This window comes from Coleofasciculus sp. H7-1 (genome assembly GCF_057473865.1).
On the sequence record NZ_JBYCCT010000006.1, the window covers coordinates 1 to 24,501 of the forward strand.

Consider the following 24,501-nt stretch of genomic DNA (forward strand, 5'->3'; position numbering starts at 1 on the left):
GGGATGGGCATCTCTAGCTAAATGTTTGAAAACTTGTAATTCTACATCCATTGCCCTACCTACTGTGTAGAGTTTTATTTTTCAATTTCTTTATTCATTATATTCGGAAAGTGACAGAAGAGGGATAAAGCCCAGGTAGCTAGAAGAGTTCAAAAATCATGCTGTATAAAGTGTGCCAAAACAATCAGACACCATGATAGCTACTGCCCGCACTGCGGTTATTATCAATTCATTGAATGCCAAAACTGTCACAATCTTACTTACGAACATTTGCCATATTGTAAACAGTGCGGACATTCTCAAGTACCAAGTAATTTGTAATTGGTGATGTTGTAAAAGTTCATCATTGTTGATGTAATCTTGATTCATGGCAGCCTCACATCCTATTGCACATCTTTTTAAGACACTGCGATATCCCTAGACTTTGTAATGCCCGTCGCGCTTGAGCCATCCGATTTGGGCGAGAATTTGTAGGTCAGCTTGGAGAGAACGACGAGTCACTGCAAATAAGCGCTGTTCTAAGAGTTCATCCAGCTTGGCGGGAATGGTGTCATGAGAACAGAGCGATCGCCGCCACTCGGATTCTGAGACTCCGATTTGGGTATCGAAAATCCAATCTGCCATTGTTTTGGCACAGGCGCAGTCGGGGTCGTGGAGGTGGGGAATGGCTTCTCCTTGAGGGTGAGTGGGGCTAAAAAAGGCTGTTCGCCAGTCGGCAAAGGTGAAGGAGTCGCTCAATTTCAGGCGATTTGTGTCATCGCCGTAAAGGGCAATGAGCAATGCCCACAAGCGAACGGCTCTCGGCAAGTTTTGTTTGAGGGAACCGCGTGCTAGCCATTGGAGGAGTTCGATGTGGGGAGGTTCGCTAAAAGTTGGCTCGGACATGGAATAAACCTCTGTACTCTCCCAGTATTTTGCATTCTGGAAGAGGAGTTTTCCAGGGGGTGTTAGAGTAGCGTCATCAAAGGTAGGAGACGTTCATGAATCCGATTCAACTTCAAGCGATTCCTCATCAAACGCAGTCGGGTATGCCCTATCAACACCTGCGTTTCCAGATTACAACAGATGACGGTGTTATTGCCCCAGCAGATATTAAGGGTTTGAAACTGCCAGAGGGGATTCAGTTTAACCAAGGTATTGTGATTGAGGGCAAGGGACCAATTTGGCTGTACGGATACCTGGTACATGAATGCCATCCGGCGGCTTGGGTGGGATGCTACGACCCTCGGTTGGGCGCTGTAGTGGTTGCCACTCATACTCACGAGGTAGCGGTGAGTCAGGTTTTTAAGCTGGATCTGCCAGCATCAATTGGAAATAAAGGTTGATAGCTGGGAGTAGACGGGTGAGTGACAAAATATCTGCTAAATCTAATCCTGATGTCGAGTTACAGGCGATCGCATTAAGAGGGAGCGATCGCGATTACCAAGCATTAGCAATTAACTTGACTTTGCCTGAGATTTGCCCGAAGGCAATGTGTGAGTTGGAAATACCTGCTGAACTCGATTGGCAGCAGGGAGTGATTTTATACGGTCAGGCACCAATTTGGCTTTACAGTTATCTGGTTGAGCGTTATCAAGATGCCCTTTGGGTTGGGTGCTACGACATCCGGGAGAAGGCGGTTGTTGTGGTTAAAAGCAGTGTTCCAGAGTGGCAACCTGGAGATACTATCCCCATTATTCCCAACAATGTTCCGGGTGCTGCCATCTTAGTTGGGGGACCACCTGAAAGCGGGAAAAGCGTGTTATCTAATGCTCTGCGTGTGGGTGTGTTAGGTAAGAGGGCAGATGTACAGGTTTACTTGCATCGAGCCAATTGGGATGGTGAGGGGAATCATACCTACGAAACACTAGACTCTGAATTGGTAGCCAGGTTGAGGAAGGAAAATAATGTCAAGCTGCATCACCACCCCAATGCGAATGAGTTGATTGGGAGGTATTTTGGTTATCATGCCAAGGCAACGGAGAATATCCGAAAAGTGATGGATTTGGCGCTGTTTGATGTGGGTGGGGTTCCTGACCCGGTAAAAACTCCTGTGGTAGAGCAGTGCAGTCATTATATTGTGATTAGCAGATACCCCGACAAGGTGCAGGAATGGCATGACCTGTGCGGGGAGAAGTTAAAGCCATTGGCTGTGATTCACAGTGTTCAGGAGGAACGGTTGGAGGTGTTGCAAACTGAGCCGTTTCTAGAAATTGTGGCGGGACCGTGGAAGCGGGAGTCGCCTCGATCTGTGCCGGATGTGTTGCTACAAGCGGTGCTGAAGTTACTACCGTAGTCGGGCTTTTACAAAGATTTTCGGGAACTCTAATTACAGGTTTTCTTTTGATTGGTTAGTCGGTTAGGGTTGTGAGGATGTGAGGGCGATCGCTCCTTGAGGAAGCGAAATTCATCTTTCGATGTCTATTCCATCCAGCAATTGTATCAAACTGTTTAAAGGTTAGGTGAATCATGACAAATTCTGTACACTCGATTACAACTGGAATTGCTTGGTGTCTTGCTTGGGGTGACAAGCGCGGACCTCAGTTTAAGCTAAGTGTGCAGCAAATGCGACAAGCTTTGAATGAGGGAAAAGAGGTTCCAGAGGAAGTGCGATCGCTTATCGATGAAGTTCAGAAACTAGAAAATCTAAGCTTTCCTAACACCTTAGATGAATTAAAGCAGTTAACCGAACAGCACCCTACCCTTTGGAACGCCCGAATTGGTTTAGTCTACGGCGGAGCAACTAAGATTAAGCAATATGTATTTGAAGCGTCTAAACTACCAGATATTCGTGGGGCATCAGCACTACTGGATCAAATTAACCTGATCGACTTGCCTGCTTTTTTTGGTAAAGTCTACAGACCCGAATTGCCAAAATTCAGAATTTACTGTGGAGAAGTTAGAAGATGGCTGGATAGCTCTATTAATCTGCCTGATAACAGTCCTTGCCTTTCAGAAGCTTTGATTCCTGAACTCATTATCTACTCTACTGGTGGTAACATCCTGGCATTTTGCCCTGCGGCTTTTGTACATGACTTAGCTAATGCCATTGAAAAACGTTATACCGAAAGAACTTTAACAGCGAATTCTTGTGCTGTAGGAGATACCTTTAAGCTGCTAGAAACTCGATGGGGTCTGCTGCCAAACTCAGTTGCAGAAACCTTTTGGCTAGAGAGGTATCGTCAAGAATATAAAAATCCGCTGGTTCAAGCTTATTTTGGCAATCTGGATAAGAAACCAAATGAACCGTGTATTGCCGATCCCTCATCTCTTGAAGATGCTTTTGAAAATCGGAAGAGTTTTAACGAACTAACTACCAAACTAGCAATCCTTTTCAATCAACGCCGTAGTGGAAATGACTTCCACAACCGCCCAAGTCGGCGCTATCCACCGATGTTTGAAACGCACCCTTATTTAAAAAGAGATGGAGGCGATCGCCGTTCCAGTATTACTCAAGCAACCCAACTTCCTGGACAACCGTATTTTTCAGAACCCTCTGCACGGAAACGACGGATAGGTGATAGAGCTAAGAAAGGAATGCCTATGCAGGCAGAATGGTATCCAGAATGGCAAACTGGTGTTATTGAAGGTTGGGTTGACAAGTTTGAAGAATTTTTAGAGAAAAATCCTACACAAAAACAGAAATACTATGGAAATTATCCTCCTAATGAAGTTGAGATTCCCCAATCTTTAACACATCTTGGCAATGTTAGTAAGGGTTTTGTTGCCTATATTTATGCTGATGGCAACAATATGGGAGGCTTTATTCAAAAAATCCGTACCCCAAAGGAATATCAAGAATTTAGCGAAGATGTTTCAAAAGCAACGGAGTATGCTGTTTATCAAGCCCTAGCAGATAATCTCCATCCCCGTAAGTTAAGCGGAATCAACGATCCAGAGTCAACGCTTCAGAATGGGGATATAGTTCATCCTTTTGAGATCCTCACCATCGGCGGGGATGACATTATATTGATTGTGCCAGCTAGTCAAGCATTAGCGATCGCTAAGATGATTGGAGAGCAGTTTGAAAAAATTCTACTCAAAGAAGTTTCGCTTGTAGATGTAGAAATTAAGGGAAGCTATCAGACTAAGCCACCCGAAAAACCTATCGATCTCAGTAAATGCCATCGTTACTCTAGCCAAGAAGCAGAAGCTTCTCGGTGTCAATTAAGTACCTCTATTGGGGTGTTGATTACAGCTTACAATACCCCGATTTACTATGCGAAGAATCTGACTGAACAATTACTCAAATTAGCTAAAAAACGCGCTAAAAAATTGAGAAAAGTAGGATACTGTGGTGGCACAGTGGATTTTTTAACGATGAAATCTGTCACGATGATTTCATCTAATATTGAAGAGTTTCGTAAGCAAGCGTTAACTAAGGATCGAGGTCAAAAACTAAGGCTATACGCTGCTCCTTACACTTTTCATGAATTGGGGGGATTAATTAAGGTAGTTGAAGCATTGAAAGAAGCTGAATTTCCGCGATCGCAACTCTACCAAATTCGTAGCTTGCTGGAGCATGGCAAACATACAGCAATTCTCAACTACCGTTATTTCCGAGTCAGGCTCAAAGATGGTAAGTCAGGATTACTCAAAAAAGACTTTGAAGAGACTTGGTGCAAAGCCAAGACTAACGAAGGCAATCTAGCTCCCTGGATGTATGACTCAGGAATGCTTGATCCAGATGATCGCGCCTACGAAACAATCTGGCGAGAGCTTGTAGACATCTACGACTTCATCGACACATCGGAAGACTCTGGCTCAACTGAGCAACAGTTTGCAACTCAGGAGGCTGACTCATGATCTTTCTTGGCGGATTGTCAAACTCAGTTGAGACACACCCTATTACTGCTGTAATTGATACTGCCTTGTGTGTAGGTGCGGGTGGTTCCTCCGGGACACTTGCAGATAAGCCGATTGTTCGTAACTCTGAAAGAAATCTTTTGATTCCTGCTTCGCAGATGAAGGGTCGTTTACGCCATGAATGTGAAAAGATAGCCAAGGGTTTAAATTGGGATATTTGCCAATCTCCCAATGCTCAAATGATGTGTCCGCAGAGAGCAGATGTTTCTGGAAATTTTGAGCGTGAGGAATATCAAGTAAATGAAGATGACGAGCAACGCCATTGCCTAATCTGTCAAATCTTTGGCAATCCAGTGTTGCGATCGCGCCTTATATTTGATGACCTGATTTGTACTGAAGAGCCAGAAAATTTGCCCGAAATCCTGCGTCCAAGTGTAACGATTAACCGCCGCAGACGCACAGCAGAAGAGAAAAAACTTTACTTTTTAGAGACTTCTCCAGCAAATGCTCAACTCAGGTTCAAAGGTGACATTCATATCCAACCAAGCCTAACACCTGAGCGACCAGATTATGCCAAAGCATTGATTTTGGCTGGCTGGCGACATATTCATGCACTAGGCGGAAGTAAGTCGGCTGGCTTGGGATGGCTGCATTGGGAATTGCCTGAAATTCAGGTAGATGAGGATGTTTGGAAATTTCTGGCAAAAGGAGGAGTGCAATGAAGCGCATTCAACTGGAAATAAAGGCACTATCTCCTCTGGCGATCGGACGGCAGAAACCAGGCGGTTCAGTTAGTGAAGTTGAAAATTATATTCCTGGAACTGTAATTCGGGGAGCGATCGCATCTCAAATTTTGCAACAATATCGTCAGGACGAGCAAACTCAACAAGCAGAGCGGTTAAGGCAAGATTTTTCACACAATGGCGGTGATTTTCAAACTCTCTTTCTTGGTGAAACTCCAGCAATTTTCCAAAATGCCTATCCCGCTGTACTGAACATTGATGATGAGTTTGTGATTCAAGACGAGATCAGGGTTTTACCTGCTACCGCCCTCAGTTCTAAGACGAAATCAGGTTTCAAGCCAGAAAACAATGGTGTTTTTGATACTTTGATTGACCGTTTCTGTGCAGAGAGATATGGTCATCTTTACGATCCAAATTGCCCAACTGATGGGGGGCGAGTTGACACTGTTGATTTTAGTTTCTACAGCGAACTTAATGATGAATACTACAACCATACTGTCAGCAAACGCCTGTTGACACGGGTAGGCATCAATCGACGACGAGCTACAGCAGAAGAACAGATACTCTACAGTATTGAAGTTCTAAACGAATCTGAATCCAAAGGGAAAAATCCGAAGCCTGTAATTTACATGGGAGCAATTTTAGTTACAGATGCTCTAGCAGATTCTCTGAAAGAATTCATTAATAACCATAAGGAGGGTTTTCGCCTCGGTGGATCAACTTCAAGAGGGCTGGGAAAAGTCAAAATGGACGCAAAGCTACCTGTGGATGCCAAGCCAAAGTTAGCTGATAAAATCAACCAGTTTAATGACACGTTACAGAAGCGTTGGAATGATTGGAAAGTTTTTGGTAATCCTCTAGAGGAACAGATGAGCAATTGTCCTGCGGACAGGCTATGCCAACGCACCTACTTCACCCTGGATTTACAATCTGATGCGATTCTGAGTGAGCAATGGCGGCGTACTACAGTTATTTCAGCAGCAATGCTACAGCAGTTTACAGATGTGCAAGATACTTCTTTGAAACTTGAAGCGGTTTACAGTAGTTATGACTACCGCTCTGGCTGGAATGCTGCCTGGGGATTAATGAAAGATGTTGAGTTAGTCACAAATAAAGGGGCTGTTTATTTGTTCAGCACTACTCAAAAAAATGATTGGATTGAAGCTCTAGAAAAGCTAGAAGTCCAAGGGATAGGAGAACGTATCCCTGAAGGCTTCGGTCAAGTTCGTGTTTGTGATAAATTTCATTTAATTATTCGAGAGGAGGCTGTTTAAAAATGGATCAAATTCTAGATATCTTCTTAAGAGAACAATTAGCATTAAGACTTGAAAGAGAAATTAGTAACCAAATGGATGACGTGATAGGTAACAAAGTAAAACTGATATCTCAAAAATTCTCAATCGCCAGCAAAGATAAAAAATCTCCATTTAGAAATGTTCTTGCTGTTGCTACTGACTCTATCTCCTCGCTTGAGGTTATCAAAAACTATATTCGTTATCAAGTCGGGCGTAAAGAATCTAGTCCAATTTGGAAAACTTCCAAGGATAGCGAAATATTTGCTAAAGCAGTAGTTAATGACTTACAGAACTTGAGTCAAGATGCTCAAGAAATTGTGCAAAGAATGAGGAGGAAGATTCCAAAAGGTAATTCCTTGGAGCCTTATTTGGAAGATAATCAAAATAGAGAGCAGATCAAAAAAGATATCCACCTTAAACTTGCCCAGCTTTACTTAGGCTATCTAGCAAGGGAGCATACAGCTTCAGTAGGTGAAAGTAAGCTAAATTAATAAAGCCCAATATCGACCAAGTATCAAACAGGAGATATATTATGCCTCGTCTAGTTATTTCAACCGTTGGGACAAGTTTACTAACCAATCAAATCCATCGAAGTGATCCGAAAGATTGGGAGGATATGTTACAAAAAAGTGCTAATCTTACTCAAGAACAAATTAGTCAATCTTGTCATGAAGTTTTAAGCATCATTAATCAATTGGAACAGAGGGCTAAAAATAAGCTCAATAATGGCAATACCTTAGAGATTAGAGATGCCAGCGCTGAACTGAATGGGATTTATGGACTATATGACGAGCAACTAGAAAGCAGCAAGCGAGATCATCACTTCTTAATTACTACAGATACAAAACAGGGACAAGTCACAGCAAATATTGTTAAAAGTTTTATACTACAACAGAAAAAAGATAGAAAATTGAGTTTAGAAGTTGAAGTATATACACCTGAAAAACTTTCAACAGCCAATAACAAAGTTTTTAATCAAGGAATTGACAACTTACTAGATTGGCTTGATAGACGAGCAAATGAATACAAAGAAAAAAACTATGAAATATATTTCAATTTGGTAGGTGGATTTAAAGCATTGCAAGGATGTATGAATACAATTGGAATGTTTTATGCAGATAAAATTATCTATGTTTTTGAAGGAGCCAAATCAAATTTAATTACTATACCTCGCTTACCAATAACCGTAGATTATTCACGACTGACAGACCATGTATCTATTCTAGCGCGACTCGACGCTGGTGCAGGTTTATCTTTATCGCAAACCGAAAAAGTTCCTGAAGCAATGGTGGCAGGAATAGATGGAAAAATGACTCTTTCAAATTGGGGACAACTTATTTGGAATCAGTGTAAAGATAACTTTTTGTCACAGGAATTACAAGAGTTTCCCAGGCTATCTTACGAACATAGCTTTATAGAAGACTATAAAAATATTAGTACGGCAAAAGAAAAGGTTAAACTTCAAAAAACCTTGGCTAAAGTTTCTTACTTGCTAGAAGAATCTAACTGCAATATTAGAGCTTTGGCAAAACCAGTTAGTTATTATGCTTATGGAGGCACAGAAGGAATAGATCATTTCTATGTAGGAATGGAATGGCGGGTAAGCTGTAAAATGTCAAATATAAAATTAGAGGAAATTTCAAAGAGAAAATTAGAGCTAAGACATTACGGAACTCATAAGTATGTCGAAAGAAAAGAAGGAATTTAGATAAAAGCAGTTTAATAGTGGAATCTGGTTTTAAGGGGGCGTTGCGATCGCATCCGAACACTTAAAGTTTTCCTAGTTACCTAAGACCTCTTCACCAATATGATCTTAATTCAGTCTTCTACCAATAGTAATATGTTTGATACTTTTAAAAACCGTCTAGAACTAACCGGAACACTGAGGACAGTAACAGCATTACGCATAAGTGCAGGTCGTTCTACTGAGCCAATTGGGTCAGATTTGCCTGTAATTAAAGATGCTTTGGGTAGACCTTTAATTCCAGGGTCTAGTTTTAAGGGCGCTTTGCGATCGCGTCTCGAAAGCTTCCTACGCGGTATCGATCCAAGTTTTGCTGAAGATCCAGCTAATTTCACAAGTTCAGCCCGAAATAATCAGGTCAAAGCCTTTAAAGAACAGCATAAAGATAATGATTTTAACTTGACACAAGCACTTATCGGCATAACCGACGAGGTTTCTCGCTTATTTGGTTCTCCCTGGATTGCTAGTAAATTTCAAGTGCGAGACTTGACGGTACAAGATAGTGCATGGTTTGGACAGTATCAGGAACGGGATGGAGTTGCTATTGATAGAGATACTGAAACAGCGGCGGATGGCAAGCTTTATGACTACCAAGTTGTACCTGCTGGGACACCCTTTGAGTTTAAGGCTGTAGTGGAAAATGCTAAGGACTGGGAACTGGGTTTATTGATGATTGGTTTGCACCAGTTTGAGACAGAACAAATACCTTTAGGAGGAGGGCGATCGCGTGGCTTGGGTGTTGTTCGTTTAGATAACTTAAAAATGCGCTGGGTTGACGTTGAAGGCAATCCTAAATTCTTGTTGCAATATCTTCAAAAACTAGTAATGGAAGATGAAACTGCTTATGAAGATGCAGCAGACTATAAAGATGAGTGGGCACGAGAACTTATCAAGTATCTAAAAGCTAAAATGCCCACAACGTCTGCAAACATTGCAACAATAGAGTAAAAGGGTCGGTAATAGCCACCCTACAGAAGTAATATAACTTTGCTTGTGAGGTCAAGATGGCTTTCAGTAGTTATAAAGATATCGGTAAAGTTCTCCAAGAATTTCAAGTAACTTACACCGCAACTAATTTTATGGGGGCAACTGATTTTAATATCCCTGATTATTTTCGGGAAGACTTGGAATTTATGCTCCGAGAAGCCGTTGTAGACAATTCTGAGTTTGCTGTGTGTGAAAACTTGATCTATCCAGTTCTCAAAGAAGTTTGGAAATCTTATCATACTAAGTTTGTTCTCTGGAGCCATAAATCTCTTACCTGCAACCAGAATCTTTATGGTTTTCCTGAATATATTTTGGCTAAACGCTCTCCTTTAGGAAAATTTGTGTTTGAAAAGCCTTATTTTCTGTTGGTTGAGGCTAAGCAAGACAAATTCGACGAGGGGTGGGCGCAGTGTTTAGCTGAAATGGTTGCAGTAGAAAAATTAAATGACGAACTAAAACTTACTGTATTTGGGATTGTCTCTAATGGAGCAACATGGCAATTTGGCAAGCTAGAAGGGCAGACTTTTACTCAAAATACTACTCCCTACACGATTTATGAATTAGACAAACTTTTTGCTGCTGTTAACTATGTATTTCAGCAATGCGAAATTCAGCTTAATGAGTTATTAACTGCTTAATTTTTCACTATCTATTAAATTACTCAGTCATGCACAAACGATTTGTAAATCATTGCACGATCGCCCTCACCATAATTCCCGACGGGCCAATTCTGATTAAGTCTGGCAAAGAAGGGGCAGATCCAACTAAACCAGATATGGAATTTGTCGAAACCTACCATGCAGGGGGACGCTCAATCTACTTACCTGGAAGCAGTCTCAAAGGAGCAATACGCGCCCACGCTGAAAGAATTGTAAGGACAGTGGGTGGTGAGCAGCGTCCAGCAGGAAGTAACCAGGAACTTTGGGCTAGTAACCCTTTAGATGATAAAAACAAACAAAATAATCCTAACTTCTATTTAGAAGATTGGAAGAAGCATAATAAAAATCACCCCAATCCGGGCGCGGAGTTATACAGGCAGTCCTGCTTCGTCTCCCAGATGTTTGGCAGCACTTCTGTCGCTAGTCGAGTAAGAGTTGAGGACGCATATCCTGATAAGTCCCAACCACTCAAGATAGAAGAACGTAACGGTGTAGCTATTGATCGCGTATTTGGCTCAACAGTACCTGGGGCATTATTTAACTACCAAGTCTGCACTGCTGGAGAATTCCGTACCAAAATTCATCTAAAAAACTTCTCCCTGGCTCAGTTAGGTTTAATTGGTTTAGTATTGCGAGACTTAAATGATGGTTGGTTTGGGTTAGGTTTTGCCAAATCTCGCGGTTTAGGGATGGTTGAGGTGAAATTGAATTCAGCCGTTGTTCAATATCCAGGCTGCATCTTAGAAAATCAACAAATTCACGCTCTAGGAAGACAACAACAATGGTCTCACACCTCGCTGCTAGGGGCTGGAGTGTTTTTGGAGGAGGAAGAACGGCAACGCTACGGCTTTCCCGCTAACGATGTGCAAGAAACTCCTGTTGCTGCTGAAGCAATGCCTCTCGGTTTTGGGGTGCTGTTGCAATGGCAGGGAGATAACCAAGTACAGAATTTGTTTATAAAGGCAGTTCGCTCTTGGTGTAAAGAATTGGAGAAAACAGCAGCATGAATCCTTTTGTTGGCGTTAGCGAACAACTTCTAACAGTAGAGCAGTTGAGAAACTTATTAGAAAAGCCTTTCAATCAGGGTAACTATTATTTCCTGCGCTGGACTCATCAAGTTAGTGGAATTGTAGGACAACTGCCGAATGAGTTTCCTTCTCCAGAGGGGCAAATGTTTAATTGCGATCGCGAATTGCGCTGGAAACAACAAGGACAGCACTTCAGCGTTCTTCTCCTGAGCACCACAGGTTGTGAACCCGGATTTAAGGGGATTGGACACAAGTGGGAAACCCAGCAACGGGACGCTCATATTTACCCCGCTACCGAAACCCGTTTTCCTAAAGGATTATCCTCAGCAAATGTTGATGTAGCCCAGCGTTACTTTATGGATGCCGATACCGCGACGGTACATTTTGTTGCTCTAACTGTAGCGAAAAAGCAATGACTAGCAATCGACCCTCACCACCTCGACGAGTATCACCTCCGACTCGACCCAGTCAACCGAACTCAGCCGATGCACCTACAGGACTCGTTGCCCCAAAACCTTACGACTTAGTTTCTCTACCAACTCAATCACCCGACAAAGCTAAACCAGCAGGACAAGAACGGTTTAAAAGCGATCGCATCTCTGGCAAAATCTCCCTGCGCTTAACCGTGAAAACGGCTACCTTTATCGCGTCTGGCGTGGTAGCGATGGGTAGTGATTTGTCCGACAAAACTCGAAGTATCCCTTTAATTAAAACCTCAATTGAGGGCAATCAAAAGCTGCTGATTCCTGGGAGTTCTTTCAAGGGTGTAGTGCGCTCTACTTATGAAGCAATTACCCGCAGTTGTTTATGTAAAGTGACTCGCAAGTATCAAAGCCAGATTCCGTCTGGCTATCAAGAATGTACGATTAATCGTCAAAGAAATCAGTTAACAGTCTGTCCAGCTTGTCAAGTTTTTGGGGCAATGGATTGGCAGGGACTGGTTCATTTTACAGATGCCAAGTGTGAAACAACTGGTTTTAGTACCGGATTTATGCCCTCACTCTATCGCCCTCGACCTGATGAAAGAAAGGCGTATTTTAACCCACAGGGGAAAGTCGCAGGACGTAAGTTTTACTATCATGCGGTTAAGGCGGTTGACAAAGGTCAGCAGCAAGGAATTCCAGTGCAGCAGGCAGGTAAAGAGTATAGGTTTGCGACTCAGCTGCGGTTTATGAATTTGACTTCTGCTGAATTAGGAACATTGTTGATTGTACTGGGGCAAGACCCGAAAAACCCCATTGCCCTTAAGGTTGGCGGGGGTAAGCCAGTTGGGATGGGGACGATGGTTGTCGATGTTACTGAAATTAAACGGATTAACAATAAGCAGGAGTGGCGCGATCGCTACTCCTCCTACACTCCCCCCGCATCTGCCCGACTGACTGGAGAAAGTTTGCAACAATTCATGCAGAAGAATATTCAAGCTGCCCACTCTAACTTAGTTGAGGCAACTCAGTTGCAACAACTTGCTGAAGTGCTGCGCTATCCTACGGACCGCGAACCCCCAACCGGAATGTACTAGAAAAAAAAGTGAGGACGAACCATGACTAAAACTCAAACTAAGCAACAACTCACCTTTGAGCAATTTCTAGAGAAAGATATTGCAGAAGAAGGTTGTTATGAACTCGTCAACGGAGAGATTGTGAGAATATTACCGACAAGACAACATGATAATATCGCAGATTTCATGGTTAGACAGTTTGATAGAGAGGTTGAACGGCGTAATCTGAACTACAGAGTGTCAGACAGAATTATGATTAGGACACTAACCACAGAGGGTAAAGAACAAGGTCGGCATCCTGATGTGAGTGTAGTTGATAAAACACTTTGGGACTCAAACCTTGCCGCTTACACTGCTTTTTTTGAACCACTCCAACTAGCTGTAGAGGTAGTCTCAACCAATTGGGAAGATGACTATATCGATAAGCTGGATGAGTATCAACGTTTGGGTATTCCCGAATACTGGATTGTAGATTATTTAGCGATAGGTAGTCGGAATTACCTGGGTAATCCTAAAGTGCCGATGGTCTTTGTTTATTTGCTTGATGATAATGGAGTCTACCAGGCTACTCCCTACCGAGGCACTGACCGGATTGTATCGCGAACTGTCCCAGAACTGACGTTAACAGTTGAAGAGATATTGGGAGCATAATTTATGGCAGTTGAGTCCCTGACGGAATCCTTAACTGAAGTTCAATGGCAGATTGCTCATGCGATCGCTCAAACTCTTGCTACTGATCAACTGCGAATAAATAAAGAAACAGGTAAAAATTCAGATGGCATTGCTACTGAATTAAAGAAGACAGTTACATATCTTTACGCTAATCAAGACCAACCCAATGCTAGAGCAAAGTTTTTCACATATTTAAAGACTCTAGTCGGGCATGGTTTGCAGATTGGACATAGTGGCAAGACTCCTGACTACTATCACTGTATAGAAAAAGCTTGCAAACAACATTTGCCAGGTGAGCAAGCTAATCCTCGAACCATGCTACTGATTTTAGGATGGTCAGCACGTTTGGTGCGCTATCACAAAGAGACGGTTCCGATTGGAGAAATCGCGACTCCCTCTCGAACTTCAGCTATTAAAACACCAACTCCACCTGTAGAGTCGCACCGTCAAACAGAGATCAAGGCAGTTACACAGTCTCAAACGTTTCAGTTGGGACAAACATTAGATGCAGAAGTGACAAATATTAAAGGCAAAGAAGTTACTTATACAATTCTGGAAAAAATTAAACTCACAGTTAAGGAACCCAAGAAGTACGAAATCTTATCAGTTGGAAAGACAGTCAGAGTTGAAGTAACAGAACTCAAGAAAGATGGTAGTCCTAAAAAAGTTAAGTCGGTTGAGTGAATAATAGCAGTTGATGATATGCTACCCCTGATCGCAACCAAAACAAAACAACAAGTCACCTTTGAGCAATTCCTTCCCTAACCGTCGAACAGGTGTTGAACGCTTGATCGTGAGGTCAATATGGCTTTGAGTAGTTATAAGAGTATTGGTGCAGTTGTCAAAGAATTTCAGGTTAAATATACCGAAGCGGATTTTATCGGTGAAATAGAATTTAACATCCCCGATTACTTCCGAGAAGACTTACAAACCGTCATGCGGGAAGGAGTCGTTGATAACTCAGAATTTGCTATTTGCGAAAATTTAATTTATCCCGTCTTGAAAGAAATCTGGAAGTGATATCGCAGCAAGTTCCTTTTGTGGAGTCACGAGTCACTCACCTGTGATGAAAATCTTTCAGGATTCCCTGGATATATCTTGGCGAAACGCTCTCCGTTGGGAAAGGTTGTCTTTGATAAGCCTTATTTCCTTTTAGTCGAAGCCAAGCAAGATAAGTTTGAAGAGGGGTGGGGACAGTGCCTAGCCGAGATGATTGCAGCGCAACGACTGAACGGGGAACTCCAGATAACTGTCTATGGCATTGTTTCTAACGGAACACTATGGCAATTCGGCAAACTAGAGGCAGACTTATTTACCAAAACTATCGTTCCTTACACCATTTACGAACTAGATAAACTCTTTGCGGCTGTTAACTATATTTTCCGCCAGTGCGAATTGCAACTTGATGAGAAAGTAGCTGCTTAATTCTCAATTATGTTGGGAACCTTGTATCCATGACCATCGCTCAATACTTTCAAACCCTAACTGGATTCCCTCCACGTCAATTCCAACAAAACGCGATCGCGCACCTCCTCAATCGCCAAGATGTCCTCCTCCGCGCACCCACAGGTTCGGGCAAAACCGAAACCGCGATCGCGCCCTTTCTTTTCGCTCAACATCTACAACTCGACTTCCCCAACAAACTAATTTACGTCGTCCCCTTACGCACCCTCGCCAATAGTCTGCGCGAGAGAACAGAAACCCTTATCCAATGCTGGTCAACATACTATCCTTCACCCCGACTCTTGACGGTAACGCTGCAAACCGGAGAAAACCCAGAAGATCCTCGCTTTGAAGGCGACATTATCTTCTGCACCATCGACCAAATGTTAAGCAGCTTCCTGAATATCCCGTATTCCGTTGGTCGGGGTTCTGCCAACGTCAATGCAGGTGCTATCTTTGCCTCCTACCTCGTATTTGATGAATTGCACCTTCTCGACCCTGAGCATTCTTTCAGCACTGTTCTCAAAGTCTTGCAACAAGTGAAAGTAATTGCACTCTTTCTATTGATGACTGCTACTTTAACCGACGAATTCGCCACACAGATTCAACAAGTAATTGACAATGGAAATAATTGCCATTAACGACGCAGATTTAGTAGAAATTGAATGCAAGCGTCACCGAATTTTGTGGGCTATCTCCACACCTTTAACTGCTGAAGTTATCCTCAATGACATTCAAACACATCACCGTGAGAGAGTTATTGTTATTTGCAATACAGTCTCGCAAGCGCAAGGATTGTTCAGAGATTTAAATAACCTGAATTCAGATGAAGCATTAAATATTACACTGTTCCATTCTCGGTTTTTACCGGAACATCGCGCCCAAAAAGAAACTCAAATTAAAACTCGATTTGCAGAGAATTGGCAAGATGACGGCTTATGTCATGTTTTAATCTCAACTCAGGTAATTGAAGCGGGACTTAACATTACCTGCGATGTCATGCACACTGAACTTTCTCCCATGAATTCTCTCCTGCAACGTGCTGGACGTTGCGCCAGATTCAAAGGGGAACAGGGTGAGGTTTATGTTTATTGGCAGATTCAAGTAAATCCAGAATCTCTTGAATTAGCCGCACAAGATTTTGACCCAGAATCCGAAGAACCAACTGTAGAAAAGAAAAGTTTTTTGCCCTATGAGAAAACACTGTGCGAACTCACTTGGCAAGTTTTACAGCAACATACACAATCCGAACAACTCAATCAATCAGTTGGCTTTACCTTAGAACAAGTTTGGATTAATCAAGTGCATTGGCAAGCCGATTCCCTGCAAGCCGAACGCCGAAAGAATGACCAAGCCGAATTTGAACGACGATTTAACGATGCCATATTCAACGGCGATCGCTCAACGGCGGACAACTTAATCCGCTGTGTTGATAACCGCAGCGTATTTGTTTGGAACGAACCAACACTAATTGATTTGGATAACGAGTCAATCGACCCCAAAAAACTTTTAGCCTTCTGTGTCCCTACAACAGCACTGTGTAAAGCTTGGCAAGAAATCCAAAACTTGGGATATGAAACTGACTGGGTTTTCAAGCGCATTGAAGCCCCTAGAAGGAAAGATACCGAGACTTATGCACAACCTATTTGCACAACTATCCGTTCTCGCAACGACCTCATAAATAGCATCCAAATTTTAGTCAATCCCCGCTACGTCCACTACGATGAAGAAATTGGCTTACTAATTGGAATCAATATTGTTGGTAATGGGTTTACTTCTCCCAATAAACCTCAAAAACAGGTAATCAGCGAGTATCGCTATCGCATGGATACCTATGTAGGACATTTAGGCTGTATGTGGACTTGTTGGCACAATCCTTTCACAACGAGAGTATTAAAAAATGGATCTGGGGTTGAGATTGAATATGCTAGCGTCCGCGATGAACTATTAAAAGCAGGCAGACAATTCATCCAGCAGAAAATTTTTCCCCAAGTCACCATAGCAGAAGCAGAAGCCCTGTTTGAATATTTAGTTTTACTTGCCGTCTTTACCCACGATTTAGGCAAATTGCAACAAAAGTGGCAAGATGCAATGGGAGGATGGCAAGCGATCGCACACTCTTCCTTCCACGGCAAACCGCCCAAATCCCATCTGTTAGCCCACACTGACTACAACCCCGACGATAGGCTACAACGAGATGCTCTCAAAGCCTACGAAGCCAAACACAAGCGTCCCAACCACGCTGTTGAGAGTGGATTCCTAGCCCAATACATTCTGCAAGAGTCCCTCGTTCCCCTGCTGCGCGACTATTTCCATGCCGAATCCGAACAAATTTTCGGCATCGCCTACACCATCCTTTTGGCAGCGGGACGACATCACTCTGCTTGGGCAAAAGGCTGGGAAATGAAGGATATCCGCAAAGTTGGAGAGATTCAACTGCATCCAAAAGCCAAGGAAGCGATCGCATCCAGTTGGCGCAGTCTTACCCGCTTTCTCCCTAAAACCTTACCGTTTCCTGAAACAATTCCCAACCTCAAACAAACGCGCTATTCAGCCAAAGAACTTGACCTTAACAAATTTTCCTCAGCGCAAATAGATTATCTACAACTTTACTGGTTAGTTGTGAGATCCTTACGACTGTGCGACCAGCGTTCGGTACAAATCTTCAAACCTACGCCTAACTAATAACTGTTACATTCCTACTTGAAAAACCTGTAATGCTGTTAATGCTAACTCAGGAAACGTCGGTGACTCAATACGGTCATTGTCCCTGAACTGGCGGACTTGGTATTCACCTTCAACAAGCTGATAAATCGAGAAAGTCGGTTGTTTAGGACTGCCAATAAAGCGTTTTCCACCTAATCCGAGATAATCTACTACCCAGTATTCGGAAATGCCCAGTGCCTCGTATTCTTCCAGTTTCAAAGCATAATCGTCGCTCCAATTAGTTGAAACAACCTCAACAACCAAACGTGCAGAACTCGCTTGAGTAATGATAGATTCCCGTTCCCATCGCGGGTCATTTCTGATAGTCTGCTCGTCTAGCACAATCACATCCGGCTCATACCCGGACTCGTCGCGGGTAGGTTTGATGACGCATTCTTTGGGAATAAAATAGGGCAGTTTTAGCCGTCTGATTTCAAAGTTGAGTTCAGCCCCAATAAAACCTGCTACCCGCGAATGTCTTCCAGTAGGTTTGGGCATCTCAACAATCTCCCCATTATGTAGTTCGTAGCGATTTTCTGAATTCTCCGGATACCAGGCGATAAATTCGTCGAACGTGACTAACTTGGGTATCGCTTGAATCATGGCGACCTCCTCCAATGTTGCAGACAGAGTTTAGACACTAATCTACTTACCCTGATTGTAAACGTAAGGCGCAACATCATTATGTTTTGCCGACGATGCTGAATAGTGTTTGGTTAACCTCTCCCCAACCCCTCTCCTACGGTGTAGAGACGCGATATATCGCGTCTCTACGTTATAGCGGGACTTAAACAGATTTCAAGCCCAAATAAAGCCCAAAGCAGCTTTATAAGAGACGAATACGTCGCGATTGTGGTTCAACCACTCAAGAAAACGGAAAGACATCGCTGTCCGAAATGCCTAAACATGCCTCAGTAAAGGTGTTTAAAGATTTCGATGCCCACCTTCGTCTTAATCCGCAGGTTTTGGTGTGCCATAAAATAAAAGTATAGGCACAAAACACAAGAATGAAATGACGCATTAAGCTGCGAAAATCTCTGACTTGATATTCAGACAACCCTAACCATCATGAGAGCCTCCCGATAAAAAACTTCTACCACTATCCTTTGAGAATAGGTAGTGACTATCCACTCGGCTGTGGCTATTGTTGAGTCAACATTAGTAATAAAATAGTCAATATCACTCGAAGAATTGAAGGTTGAGGCATTCATTACGATAGCAATTGTTCTCGTTCCTTCTAGCTGTGATAGTTCAACTTCAACAGTTGCCACCCAAACGGTTTTCGGTTTATCTAGATTGAGTTGAATAGGGGTAAAATCATCAACATGAAGAGCTTTGGCTAACTTATCTAGGCGAATCTCATCTCGTTTATTTGCCTCTATTTGAGTTATCACTTTGCGGTTTTTGGCTAATCCCCCTAGATACTTGAGCTTCCTTTTTTCCAGCTCTAGCAGAAATGTTGTGTTATTTCCTCGCGCCAGCATCAATTAATATGATACCGGGTCGATATCCTCTCTCCAGACTTCGGTCAATTAAATCTAATGCTAATTTCGGCTTCTTCTTAAATTCTGCATCTTGTTTTCCTTCAGGTAAAGAACTAGCGTGTTGATATAACTCTATATCTAACGGCAGGCTTTTTTTGCCATCATATAGATGAGTTGTTACTACCACTATCCCATTCTCAGTTTTTCCGATTTCTCCTATGTATTGCCGTCCCACTCCGGCTGTAAAATTACCACTTTTTCTATGTCCTGAATCGTCCACAATTAACGTATATCCTCTACCGATTCGGGTTTGGCTACACTGATTCATCACCAGAAGGCGACGTTCATTCACCTGTTTATCTGACCAGGGGGCTTCCGTCAGAAAATGGTGTAATCGATGGTAAGTCACTCCCACGGCGTTATCCGCCATTTGAGACAGGTTCTTTCGTTCACTTTCCCCGCAATTATCCGCCTAGATAGTTCCTAAACTCCCGTTTTTGCGCTTGATGCGTCCAGACATCATCAAAGCGTTTACACCATCTGTCAAAGCAAGGAGGCATGGCGGCGGGAGTTGTCTCTTTCATCCCTTATCCCTCAACGTAAAATAGCCGATTACCAAGCATTGTACCTTTATTTACGCTTAATTTTAGTTTAAGTCCCGTTAATTGCCTCACTCGGCTGGTGGGAGGCAACAATGGGCTGGGCAAACTGCCTATTCGCGATCGCGTTGACTCTGTAACCAACTGTACCCAACATCAGAAATAGGGGACTCAACGGATTTATCTCGCGTTGGATAGTGTCTCAAATGAGCAAGAGTGCCTACGATGACGAGTAAATTTACCAGAGCAAACGTATGGCTCAACGACCTGGCATCTTCCCCACCTTCTTCATCTCTGGCTTTGAGTGTTCGACGTTTCTCTGGAAGGACAAGCAACGGCGGAATCTGATTGAAGAGACACAGCACGATCGTCACGCGCAGGAAGATTACAACATCTTGCGATCGCTGGGAATTGATGTGGCACGGGAAGGGATTCCCTGGCCCCTAGTCGATCGTGATGGCTGCTACGACTTCTCTAGCATTGATCCCATGATTGCAGCAATGCAGGAGACGCAAATCGTTCCCATCTGGGATCTCTGCCACTATGGGTATCCAGACGATCTCGATCCATTTTCTGATGAATTTACCGATCGCTTTGCCCGTTACTGTCGCGCAGCAGCAGAGTATGTGATTCCCCGCTTACCTGGCCCCTATTTTTTCACGCCAATTAATGAAATTACGTTTTTCTCGTTCTGCGGTGGAGAATGGGGTTGGGTGGCTCCCTATACAACTACAAAAGAAGACCGTTTTCGCTTTCGTCTAGCCCTGTGTAAGGCGGCGATCGCAGGTGTTAAGGCAATTCGAGAAGTGGAACCCTCCTCAAGGATGATCCAGATCGATCCTTTGGTTCAGGTAGTCGCACCACGCGATCGCCCGGATCAAATCGAGTTGGCGAAACATGAAACCTATGTGGATACGTTTTTGGCGTGGGATATTCTCTACGGGAAAGAGCATCCTGAACTCGGCGGTTCCCCTGAAATTCTCGATATCGTTGGCGCAAATCACTATTCCTTCGGTCAGATGGAATACCGGGAACATGGCCCCCATCAGGCGCTAGAACCTGACGACGATCGCATCAAACCGCTTTGTGAGCTAATGCGGTGGGTGTGGGAACGCTATCACCGACCGATGATCGTTGGCGAAACCAGTGGGATGGAAGCAGGCAGAGATGACTGGCTAAAGGACGTAGTGGAAGAGTCTCTGGCAGCGGTTAATTCTGGGATGGATATGCATGGCATTTGTTTATTCCCTGCTGTTGATATGCCGGATTGGCATACCGGAAGGTGGCTGCACAATGGGATTTACGATTTGGTGGAGGAAGGGGATAATCTAAAGCGGGTGCCTTGCGAACCATACATTGCAGAGCTACGACGATGGCAAAAGGAATTCAATCGGGTTATGACACTTGATGCTGACCCATTCAGCGATCCAGTAGAACTGCAAGATGTGATTGACGCTGCTAAACGATTGCAGCCAGAAGGCGATCGCAATTGGAGTTAAAGATTCAATCCGCCACTGTCATTCATCCGTAACTTTTCCTCGCATCGTCTTAATCTGACTTCGCTTAGTTTTGCTATCCAGACGCTTTCTTTGAGAACTCCGAGTCGGTTTGCTCCTTTTTCGGGGTTTGATGACTGCGATCGCGCTCTTAATCAAATCTTGCAATCGTTGCAACGCTTCTTCCCGATTCTGTTCCTGGCTGCGGTGTTCTTGAGCCTTGATGACAATGACCCCTTCTTTGGTAATGCGCTGGTCGGAAAGCTTCAACAACCGCTCTTTGTAACGATCGGGCAGCGAGGAGGCAATGATATCAAAGCGCAGGTGAATGGCAGTCGCCACCTTATTTACATTTTGCCCCCCTGCCCCTTGAGATCGCACCGCACTCATCTCAATCTCATGCTCTGGGATACTCACGGTATTAGAAATTTGCAGCATAATTCAAAAATTGCTTACAGATGAGTCGCACTCTTTAGTCGAGCGGATTTTACTCTGGCTCACCTTTGCTGATTATCTCTTGACAGACCTGGTTGTAAGGAAAGCAAGCCGATGGATCGATTGAATTTCAATGTACTCCAGCAATTTTGGACGATCGCTAAGTCCTATTGGTCGGGAGATGAAAAATGGCAAGCCAGAGGGTTACTGCTGGGAGTCGTGCTGTTTCTGCTGGCGTATACAGGATTGAGTGTGGTACTCAACAACAAGCGAGGAGTGTTGATTTCATCTCTTTCTGCCCAAGATGAGCCGCGTTTCTGGCAAACTGTCATCGTTTTCATCGGCGTGCTGGTGGTTTATGCACCTCTATTAGCAGGTTATACTTATCTGCGCGATCGCCTCAGTTTGCAATGGCGACGGTGGCTCACTCATCGGTTTGTAGATAGCTATTTTCGCGATCGCTCCTACTACAATCTGCATATCTCTGGAACCGAGATTGATAACCCAGATCAACGAATTGCGGAGGATGTTCGCAGTTTTACCCAAGAATCCCTGACTTTTCTGTTGAGGTTAGTGGAGTCTGTGCTATCGACGATCGCCTTCAGCAGCGTACTTTGGGGAATTTCTAAACCTTTGGTATTTTTTCTGGTGCTGTACGCCTTGATTGGAACGTTCGTTACTACCGTTGTATTTGGTAAGCCGCTTGTCCGACTCAACTTTGAACAACTCAAGAAGGAAGCCAACTTACGTTTTAGCTTAGTGCGAATTCGGGAAAATGCAGAAGCGATCGCTTTTTATCGAGGAGAGGAAAGGGAATCGAATCAAGTCAAACAGCGATTTATGGATGTGTTTGAGAATGTTAAACGACTGCTGGTTTGGGAATTGAACTTAAATATGCTCACAAATGCTTATGAGTTCATCCCCTTCATTTTGCCTGCATTAGTGGTAGCGCCTGCAATTTTTGCTGGAGAAATGGAAGTGGGGAAAGTTTCTGAAGCACAGGGCGCTTTTGTCCGCGTCTTTTTCTCCCTCAATGTTGTCGTTGCCCGCTTCCAGCAATTGACCACTTTTGGAGCCGGAATTAACCGTCTCTATACTTTTGCTGAGTTTTTAGAACAAACACAGGAGGCATCCGACGAGCAAAAGCCCCAGATTCAGACAATTACAGCCGAACATCTCGCGGTTGAACACCTCAGCTTGCAAACTCCTAACTATCAACGCACATTGATAGAAGATTTATCGATAGAGTTACCTGTAGGAGGGGGACTTTTAGTGATGGGGGCGAGTGGTTGTGGTAAGAGTTCACTGCTGAGAGCGATCGCTGGATTGTGGAATTCTGGCAAGGGTGCGATCGTTCGTCCTGAATCCGATCAGATTCTATTTCTGCCGCAGCGTCCTTATATGGTGCTAGGTACTCTCCGCGATCAACTGCTGTATCCCAACATGCACCTTGAGGTTGACGATCAACACTTGAAGCAAGTTTTAGAACAGGTAAATTTAGCAGATTTGGATGAGAGATTTGGCGGATTTGATGCGGAACAGGATTGGGCAGATGTCTTATCTTTGGGTGAACAACAACGGCTGACATTCGCTCGGTTACTGTTAAATAAACCCAAATACGCCATTCTCGACGAAGCCACCAGCGCCCTAGATTTGAGCAATGAGGAAGGGTTATATCAACAATTGCAAGCGATAGGGACTACTTTCTTAAGTGTGGGGCATCGCTCAACGTTGGCGAATTACCATCAGTCTTTGCTGGAACTTTCCCAGGATAAGACTTGGCAGATTAAACAACCTGTGGCTCTGGTCAAAGAACAACCGGAGTTGTTTGAACTGCCATCAACCACCTGATATTTTAGGGCGATCGGCTCCAAGAATGCTGAAGTGCAGATGAACACTCAGAAGTTGTTGGAGAACCTCGAAGCGATGCAGCCAATCAGCACAACTAAACCTAGCGCTCGACGAAAGTAGTTAACACCCTCGAATAGCTCCTGCCACGCCCAAGTAAACAAAGAACCAAACGCTATTGCGTCTAGACCTGTATGGATATTGCCGCTTTTCACAATTAATTCGAGTACAGTTGCTGTAATCCCAACCAAAAGCGGCAGATTTGGCGGTTGAGCAATAACAATATTGCCCTCACTGTCTCGGAAAGTTTTATCGAATAAGCTATTTTCCATGAATCTAAGTGTACTTGGCTTTCTTAAGCTCAACATTCACCCGTTAGTAGTAAATCCTTGAAGCATTGGGAAGAAAATCATCATAACGGGTGAGAGGGTTTTATTATCGGCAATCATCTCGACTTGATATTAGACCTGGAATTCAGCCTGATTTTGAGGTGGCGGTCGCAATTCAACAGGAGAACTAAGAACGGTGAGTCAGCCGTTTAGTACGGAGTGCCGTCTTTGTGAACAAATTTCCACTTGCCATCCTCCAGCAGGGCTTTGAGGTCATCATCGGGATAGCTTCCTTCATCTCCCGGTGTTCTGTCCCCGATTTCGAGGTACAGGACATCCTCTAAGGTTTCGTTGATCAGATGGTGTCCGTTGCCAGTGCCAGCCTTGAAACCCGCACACATGCCCGGAGAGAGTTGTGTACGACCTTCGTCCGTGTGTAGCGTTGGATGCCCCTGCAAGATGTAGATGAACTCATCTTGCTTGGTGTGGGCGTGACGCAGGGCGGAAACGGCATTGGGAGCCAATCGTGTGAGGTTGACGCCAAAGTTTGTGAGGCCAAACAGATCACCAAGTGGGCGCTTTTCTCTGCCCACCATGCGCGACGCGAACGGTTCAGGATAGTTCGAGGGTTTGGTTCTTGCCGGTGCGTCAGATGCATTGATGGCGATCGATATGGCTCTTTCTGGCATAGGAACCTCGTGAGGCGGGATGATGAGGGCTAACTATGTATTTAACGTCACATTGGCTAGT

Annotated in this window: 24 protein-coding genes and 3 pseudogenes; 20 read left to right on the forward strand and 7 right to left on the reverse strand. The window is 43.8% G+C overall.

All coding sequences use genetic code 11. The features are described from left to right. Window positions 1-126: 126 nt before the first annotated feature. A pseudogene (locus tag AC2VDX_RS00985) lies at window positions 127-321 on the forward strand (hypothetical protein); the annotation flags it as partial. 96 nt (window positions 322-417) lie between these two features. On the opposite strand, the gene AC2VDX_RS00990 reads toward AC2VDX_RS00985, so the two are convergent. Beyond that, complete coding sequence (locus AC2VDX_RS00990; protein WP_378173393.1) at window positions 418-885, reverse strand: hypothetical protein; 468 nt, start codon at window positions 883-885, stop codon at window positions 418-420. A 95-nt stretch (window positions 886-980) separates the two neighbouring features. Between AC2VDX_RS00990 and crn3 (AC2VDX_RS00995) the strand changes: the two genes are divergently transcribed. The 17 genes and pseudogenes from crn3 (AC2VDX_RS00995) (at window position 981) to cas3 (ending at window position 17,539) form a co-directional block, all read left to right on the forward strand. Next, window positions 981-1,325 (forward strand): CRISPR-associated ring nuclease Crn3/Csx3, encoded by a 345-nt coding sequence (crn3, locus tag AC2VDX_RS00995; protein ID WP_378173391.1) that lies wholly within the window; start codon window positions 981-983, stop codon window positions 1,323-1,325. Window positions 1,326-1,342: 17 nt separating this feature from the next. After that, on the forward strand, window positions 1,343-2,275 hold the full coding sequence (crn3, locus tag AC2VDX_RS01000; RefSeq protein WP_378173388.1) for a CRISPR-associated ring nuclease Crn3/Csx3: 933 nt from the start codon (window positions 1,343-1,345) through the stop codon (window positions 2,273-2,275). 173 nt (window positions 2,276-2,448) lie between these two features. After that, on the forward strand, window positions 2,449-4,785 hold the full coding sequence (gene cas10, locus AC2VDX_RS01005; RefSeq protein WP_378173386.1) for a type III-B CRISPR-associated protein Cas10/Cmr2: 2,337 nt from the start codon (window positions 2,449-2,451) through the stop codon (window positions 4,783-4,785). Then, the gene (locus AC2VDX_RS01010) at window positions 4,782-5,507 is read left to right on the forward strand and encodes an RAMP superfamily CRISPR-associated protein (protein WP_378173383.1); all 726 of its coding nucleotides are present in this window, start codon (window positions 4,782-4,784) and stop codon (window positions 5,505-5,507) included. The genes cas10 and AC2VDX_RS01010 overlap by 4 nt, the downstream gene beginning before the upstream one ends. Further along, window positions 5,504-6,802 carry a type III-D CRISPR-associated RAMP protein Csx10 gene (gene csx10, locus AC2VDX_RS01015; RefSeq protein ID WP_378173380.1) on the forward strand — a complete coding sequence of 433 codons (1,299 nt, stop codon included), beginning with the start codon at window positions 5,504-5,506 and terminating at the stop codon, window positions 6,800-6,802. Before AC2VDX_RS01010 ends, csx10 begins: the two co-directional genes overlap by 4 nt. A 2-nt stretch (window positions 6,803-6,804) precedes the next feature. Beyond that, window positions 6,805-7,314 (forward strand): hypothetical protein, encoded by a 510-nt coding sequence (locus AC2VDX_RS01020; RefSeq protein WP_378173378.1) that lies wholly within the window; start codon window positions 6,805-6,807, stop codon window positions 7,312-7,314. Window positions 7,315-7,355: 41 nt separating this feature from the next. Continuing rightward, window positions 7,356-8,531, forward strand: coding sequence for a putative CRISPR-associated protein (locus AC2VDX_RS01025; RefSeq protein ID WP_378173375.1), 1,176 nt, complete (start codon window positions 7,356-7,358; stop codon window positions 8,529-8,531). 132 nt (window positions 8,532-8,663) lie between these two features. Then, complete coding sequence (gene csx7, locus AC2VDX_RS01030) at window positions 8,664-9,515, forward strand: type III CRISPR-associated RAMP protein Csx7 (protein WP_378173372.1); 852 nt, start codon at window positions 8,664-8,666, stop codon at window positions 9,513-9,515. Between the two features lie 56 nt (window positions 9,516-9,571). Next, entirely contained in the window at window positions 9,572-10,192 is a 621-nt protein-coding gene (locus AC2VDX_RS01035) for a hypothetical protein (protein ID WP_378173370.1), read from the forward strand. Between the two features lie 29 nt (window positions 10,193-10,221). Beyond that, window positions 10,222-11,220, forward strand: coding sequence for an RAMP superfamily CRISPR-associated protein (locus AC2VDX_RS01040; protein WP_378173367.1), 999 nt, complete (start codon window positions 10,222-10,224; stop codon window positions 11,218-11,220). Next, window positions 11,217-11,657 carry a hypothetical protein gene (locus AC2VDX_RS01045; RefSeq protein WP_378173365.1) on the forward strand — a complete coding sequence of 147 codons (441 nt, stop codon included), beginning with the start codon at window positions 11,217-11,219 and terminating at the stop codon, window positions 11,655-11,657. The genes AC2VDX_RS01040 and AC2VDX_RS01045 overlap by 4 nt, the downstream gene beginning before the upstream one ends. Continuing rightward, a complete protein-coding gene (locus tag AC2VDX_RS01050; protein WP_378173362.1) occupies window positions 11,654-12,760 on the forward strand; it encodes an RAMP superfamily CRISPR-associated protein in 1,107 nt (368 codons plus the stop codon). Before AC2VDX_RS01045 ends, AC2VDX_RS01050 begins: the two co-directional genes overlap by 4 nt. Before the next feature lie 21 nt (window positions 12,761-12,781). After that, window positions 12,782-13,390, forward strand: a complete 609-nt coding sequence (locus tag AC2VDX_RS01055; protein WP_378173359.1) for a Uma2 family endonuclease — start codon at window positions 12,782-12,784, stop codon at window positions 13,388-13,390. Window positions 13,391-13,393: 3 nt separating this feature from the next. After that, entirely contained in the window at window positions 13,394-14,095 is a 702-nt protein-coding gene (locus AC2VDX_RS01060; RefSeq protein WP_378173357.1) for a hypothetical protein, read from the forward strand. 120 nt (window positions 14,096-14,215) lie between these two features. Next, window positions 14,216-14,836 (forward strand): annotated as a pseudogene (locus AC2VDX_RS01065) (hypothetical protein). 29 nt (window positions 14,837-14,865) lie between these two features. Continuing rightward, window positions 14,866-15,495 (forward strand): DEAD/DEAH box helicase family protein, encoded by a 630-nt coding sequence (locus AC2VDX_RS01070; protein ID WP_378173354.1) that lies wholly within the window; start codon window positions 14,866-14,868, stop codon window positions 15,493-15,495. Next, the gene (gene cas3 / locus AC2VDX_RS01075; RefSeq protein ID WP_378173352.1) at window positions 15,476-17,539 is read left to right on the forward strand and encodes a CRISPR-associated helicase Cas3'; all 2,064 of its coding nucleotides are present in this window, start codon (window positions 15,476-15,478) and stop codon (window positions 17,537-17,539) included. Before AC2VDX_RS01070 ends, cas3 begins: the two co-directional genes overlap by 20 nt. 6 nt (window positions 17,540-17,545) lie before the next feature. Here the strand turns inward: cas3 and AC2VDX_RS01080 are convergent, their stop codons facing one another. The 3 genes and pseudogenes from AC2VDX_RS01080 to AC2VDX_RS01090 form a co-directional block, all read right to left on the reverse strand. Next, a complete protein-coding gene (locus tag AC2VDX_RS01080; protein ID WP_378173349.1) occupies window positions 17,546-18,163 on the reverse strand; it encodes a Uma2 family endonuclease in 618 nt (205 codons plus the stop codon). 195 nt (window positions 18,164-18,358) lie between these two features. Then, window positions 18,359-19,628, reverse strand: a pseudogene (locus AC2VDX_RS01085) (IS701 family transposase). 67 nt (window positions 19,629-19,695) lie between these two features. After that, window positions 19,696-19,818 carry a hypothetical protein gene (locus tag AC2VDX_RS01090; protein ID WP_378173347.1) on the reverse strand — a complete coding sequence of 41 codons (123 nt, stop codon included), beginning with the start codon at window positions 19,816-19,818 and terminating at the stop codon, window positions 19,696-19,698. A gap of 79 nt (window positions 19,819-19,897) precedes the next feature. Here AC2VDX_RS01090 and AC2VDX_RS01095 point away from each other — a divergent pair, with 79 nt between their 5' ends. Further along, window positions 19,898-21,142: a glycoside hydrolase family protein gene (locus tag AC2VDX_RS01095; RefSeq protein ID WP_378173344.1), complete on the forward strand. Its 1,245-nt coding sequence runs from the start codon at window positions 19,898-19,900 to the stop codon at window positions 21,140-21,142. 18 nt (window positions 21,143-21,160) lie between these two features. On the opposite strand, the gene arfB is transcribed toward AC2VDX_RS01095, so the two are convergent. Next, window positions 21,161-21,577, reverse strand: coding sequence for an alternative ribosome rescue aminoacyl-tRNA hydrolase ArfB (arfB, locus tag AC2VDX_RS01100; RefSeq protein ID WP_378173342.1), 417 nt, complete (start codon window positions 21,575-21,577; stop codon window positions 21,161-21,163). Between the two features lie 111 nt (window positions 21,578-21,688). On the opposite strand from arfB, the gene AC2VDX_RS01105 reads away from it, so the two are divergent. Continuing rightward, the gene (locus tag AC2VDX_RS01105; protein ID WP_378173339.1) at window positions 21,689-23,425 is read left to right on the forward strand and encodes an ABC transporter ATP-binding protein/permease; all 1,737 of its coding nucleotides are present in this window, start codon (window positions 21,689-21,691) and stop codon (window positions 23,423-23,425) included. Window positions 23,426-23,472: 47 nt separating this feature from the next. Here the strand turns inward: AC2VDX_RS01105 and AC2VDX_RS01110 are convergent, their stop codons facing one another. Beyond that, window positions 23,473-23,754, reverse strand: coding sequence for a hypothetical protein (locus AC2VDX_RS01110; RefSeq protein WP_378173337.1), 282 nt, complete (start codon window positions 23,752-23,754; stop codon window positions 23,473-23,475). A gap of 206 nt (window positions 23,755-23,960) precedes the next feature. Beyond that, the gene (locus AC2VDX_RS01115; protein WP_378173334.1) at window positions 23,961-24,440 is read right to left on the reverse strand and encodes a cupin domain-containing protein; all 480 of its coding nucleotides are present in this window, start codon (window positions 24,438-24,440) and stop codon (window positions 23,961-23,963) included. Between the last annotated feature and the right edge of the window lie 61 nt (window positions 24,441-24,501).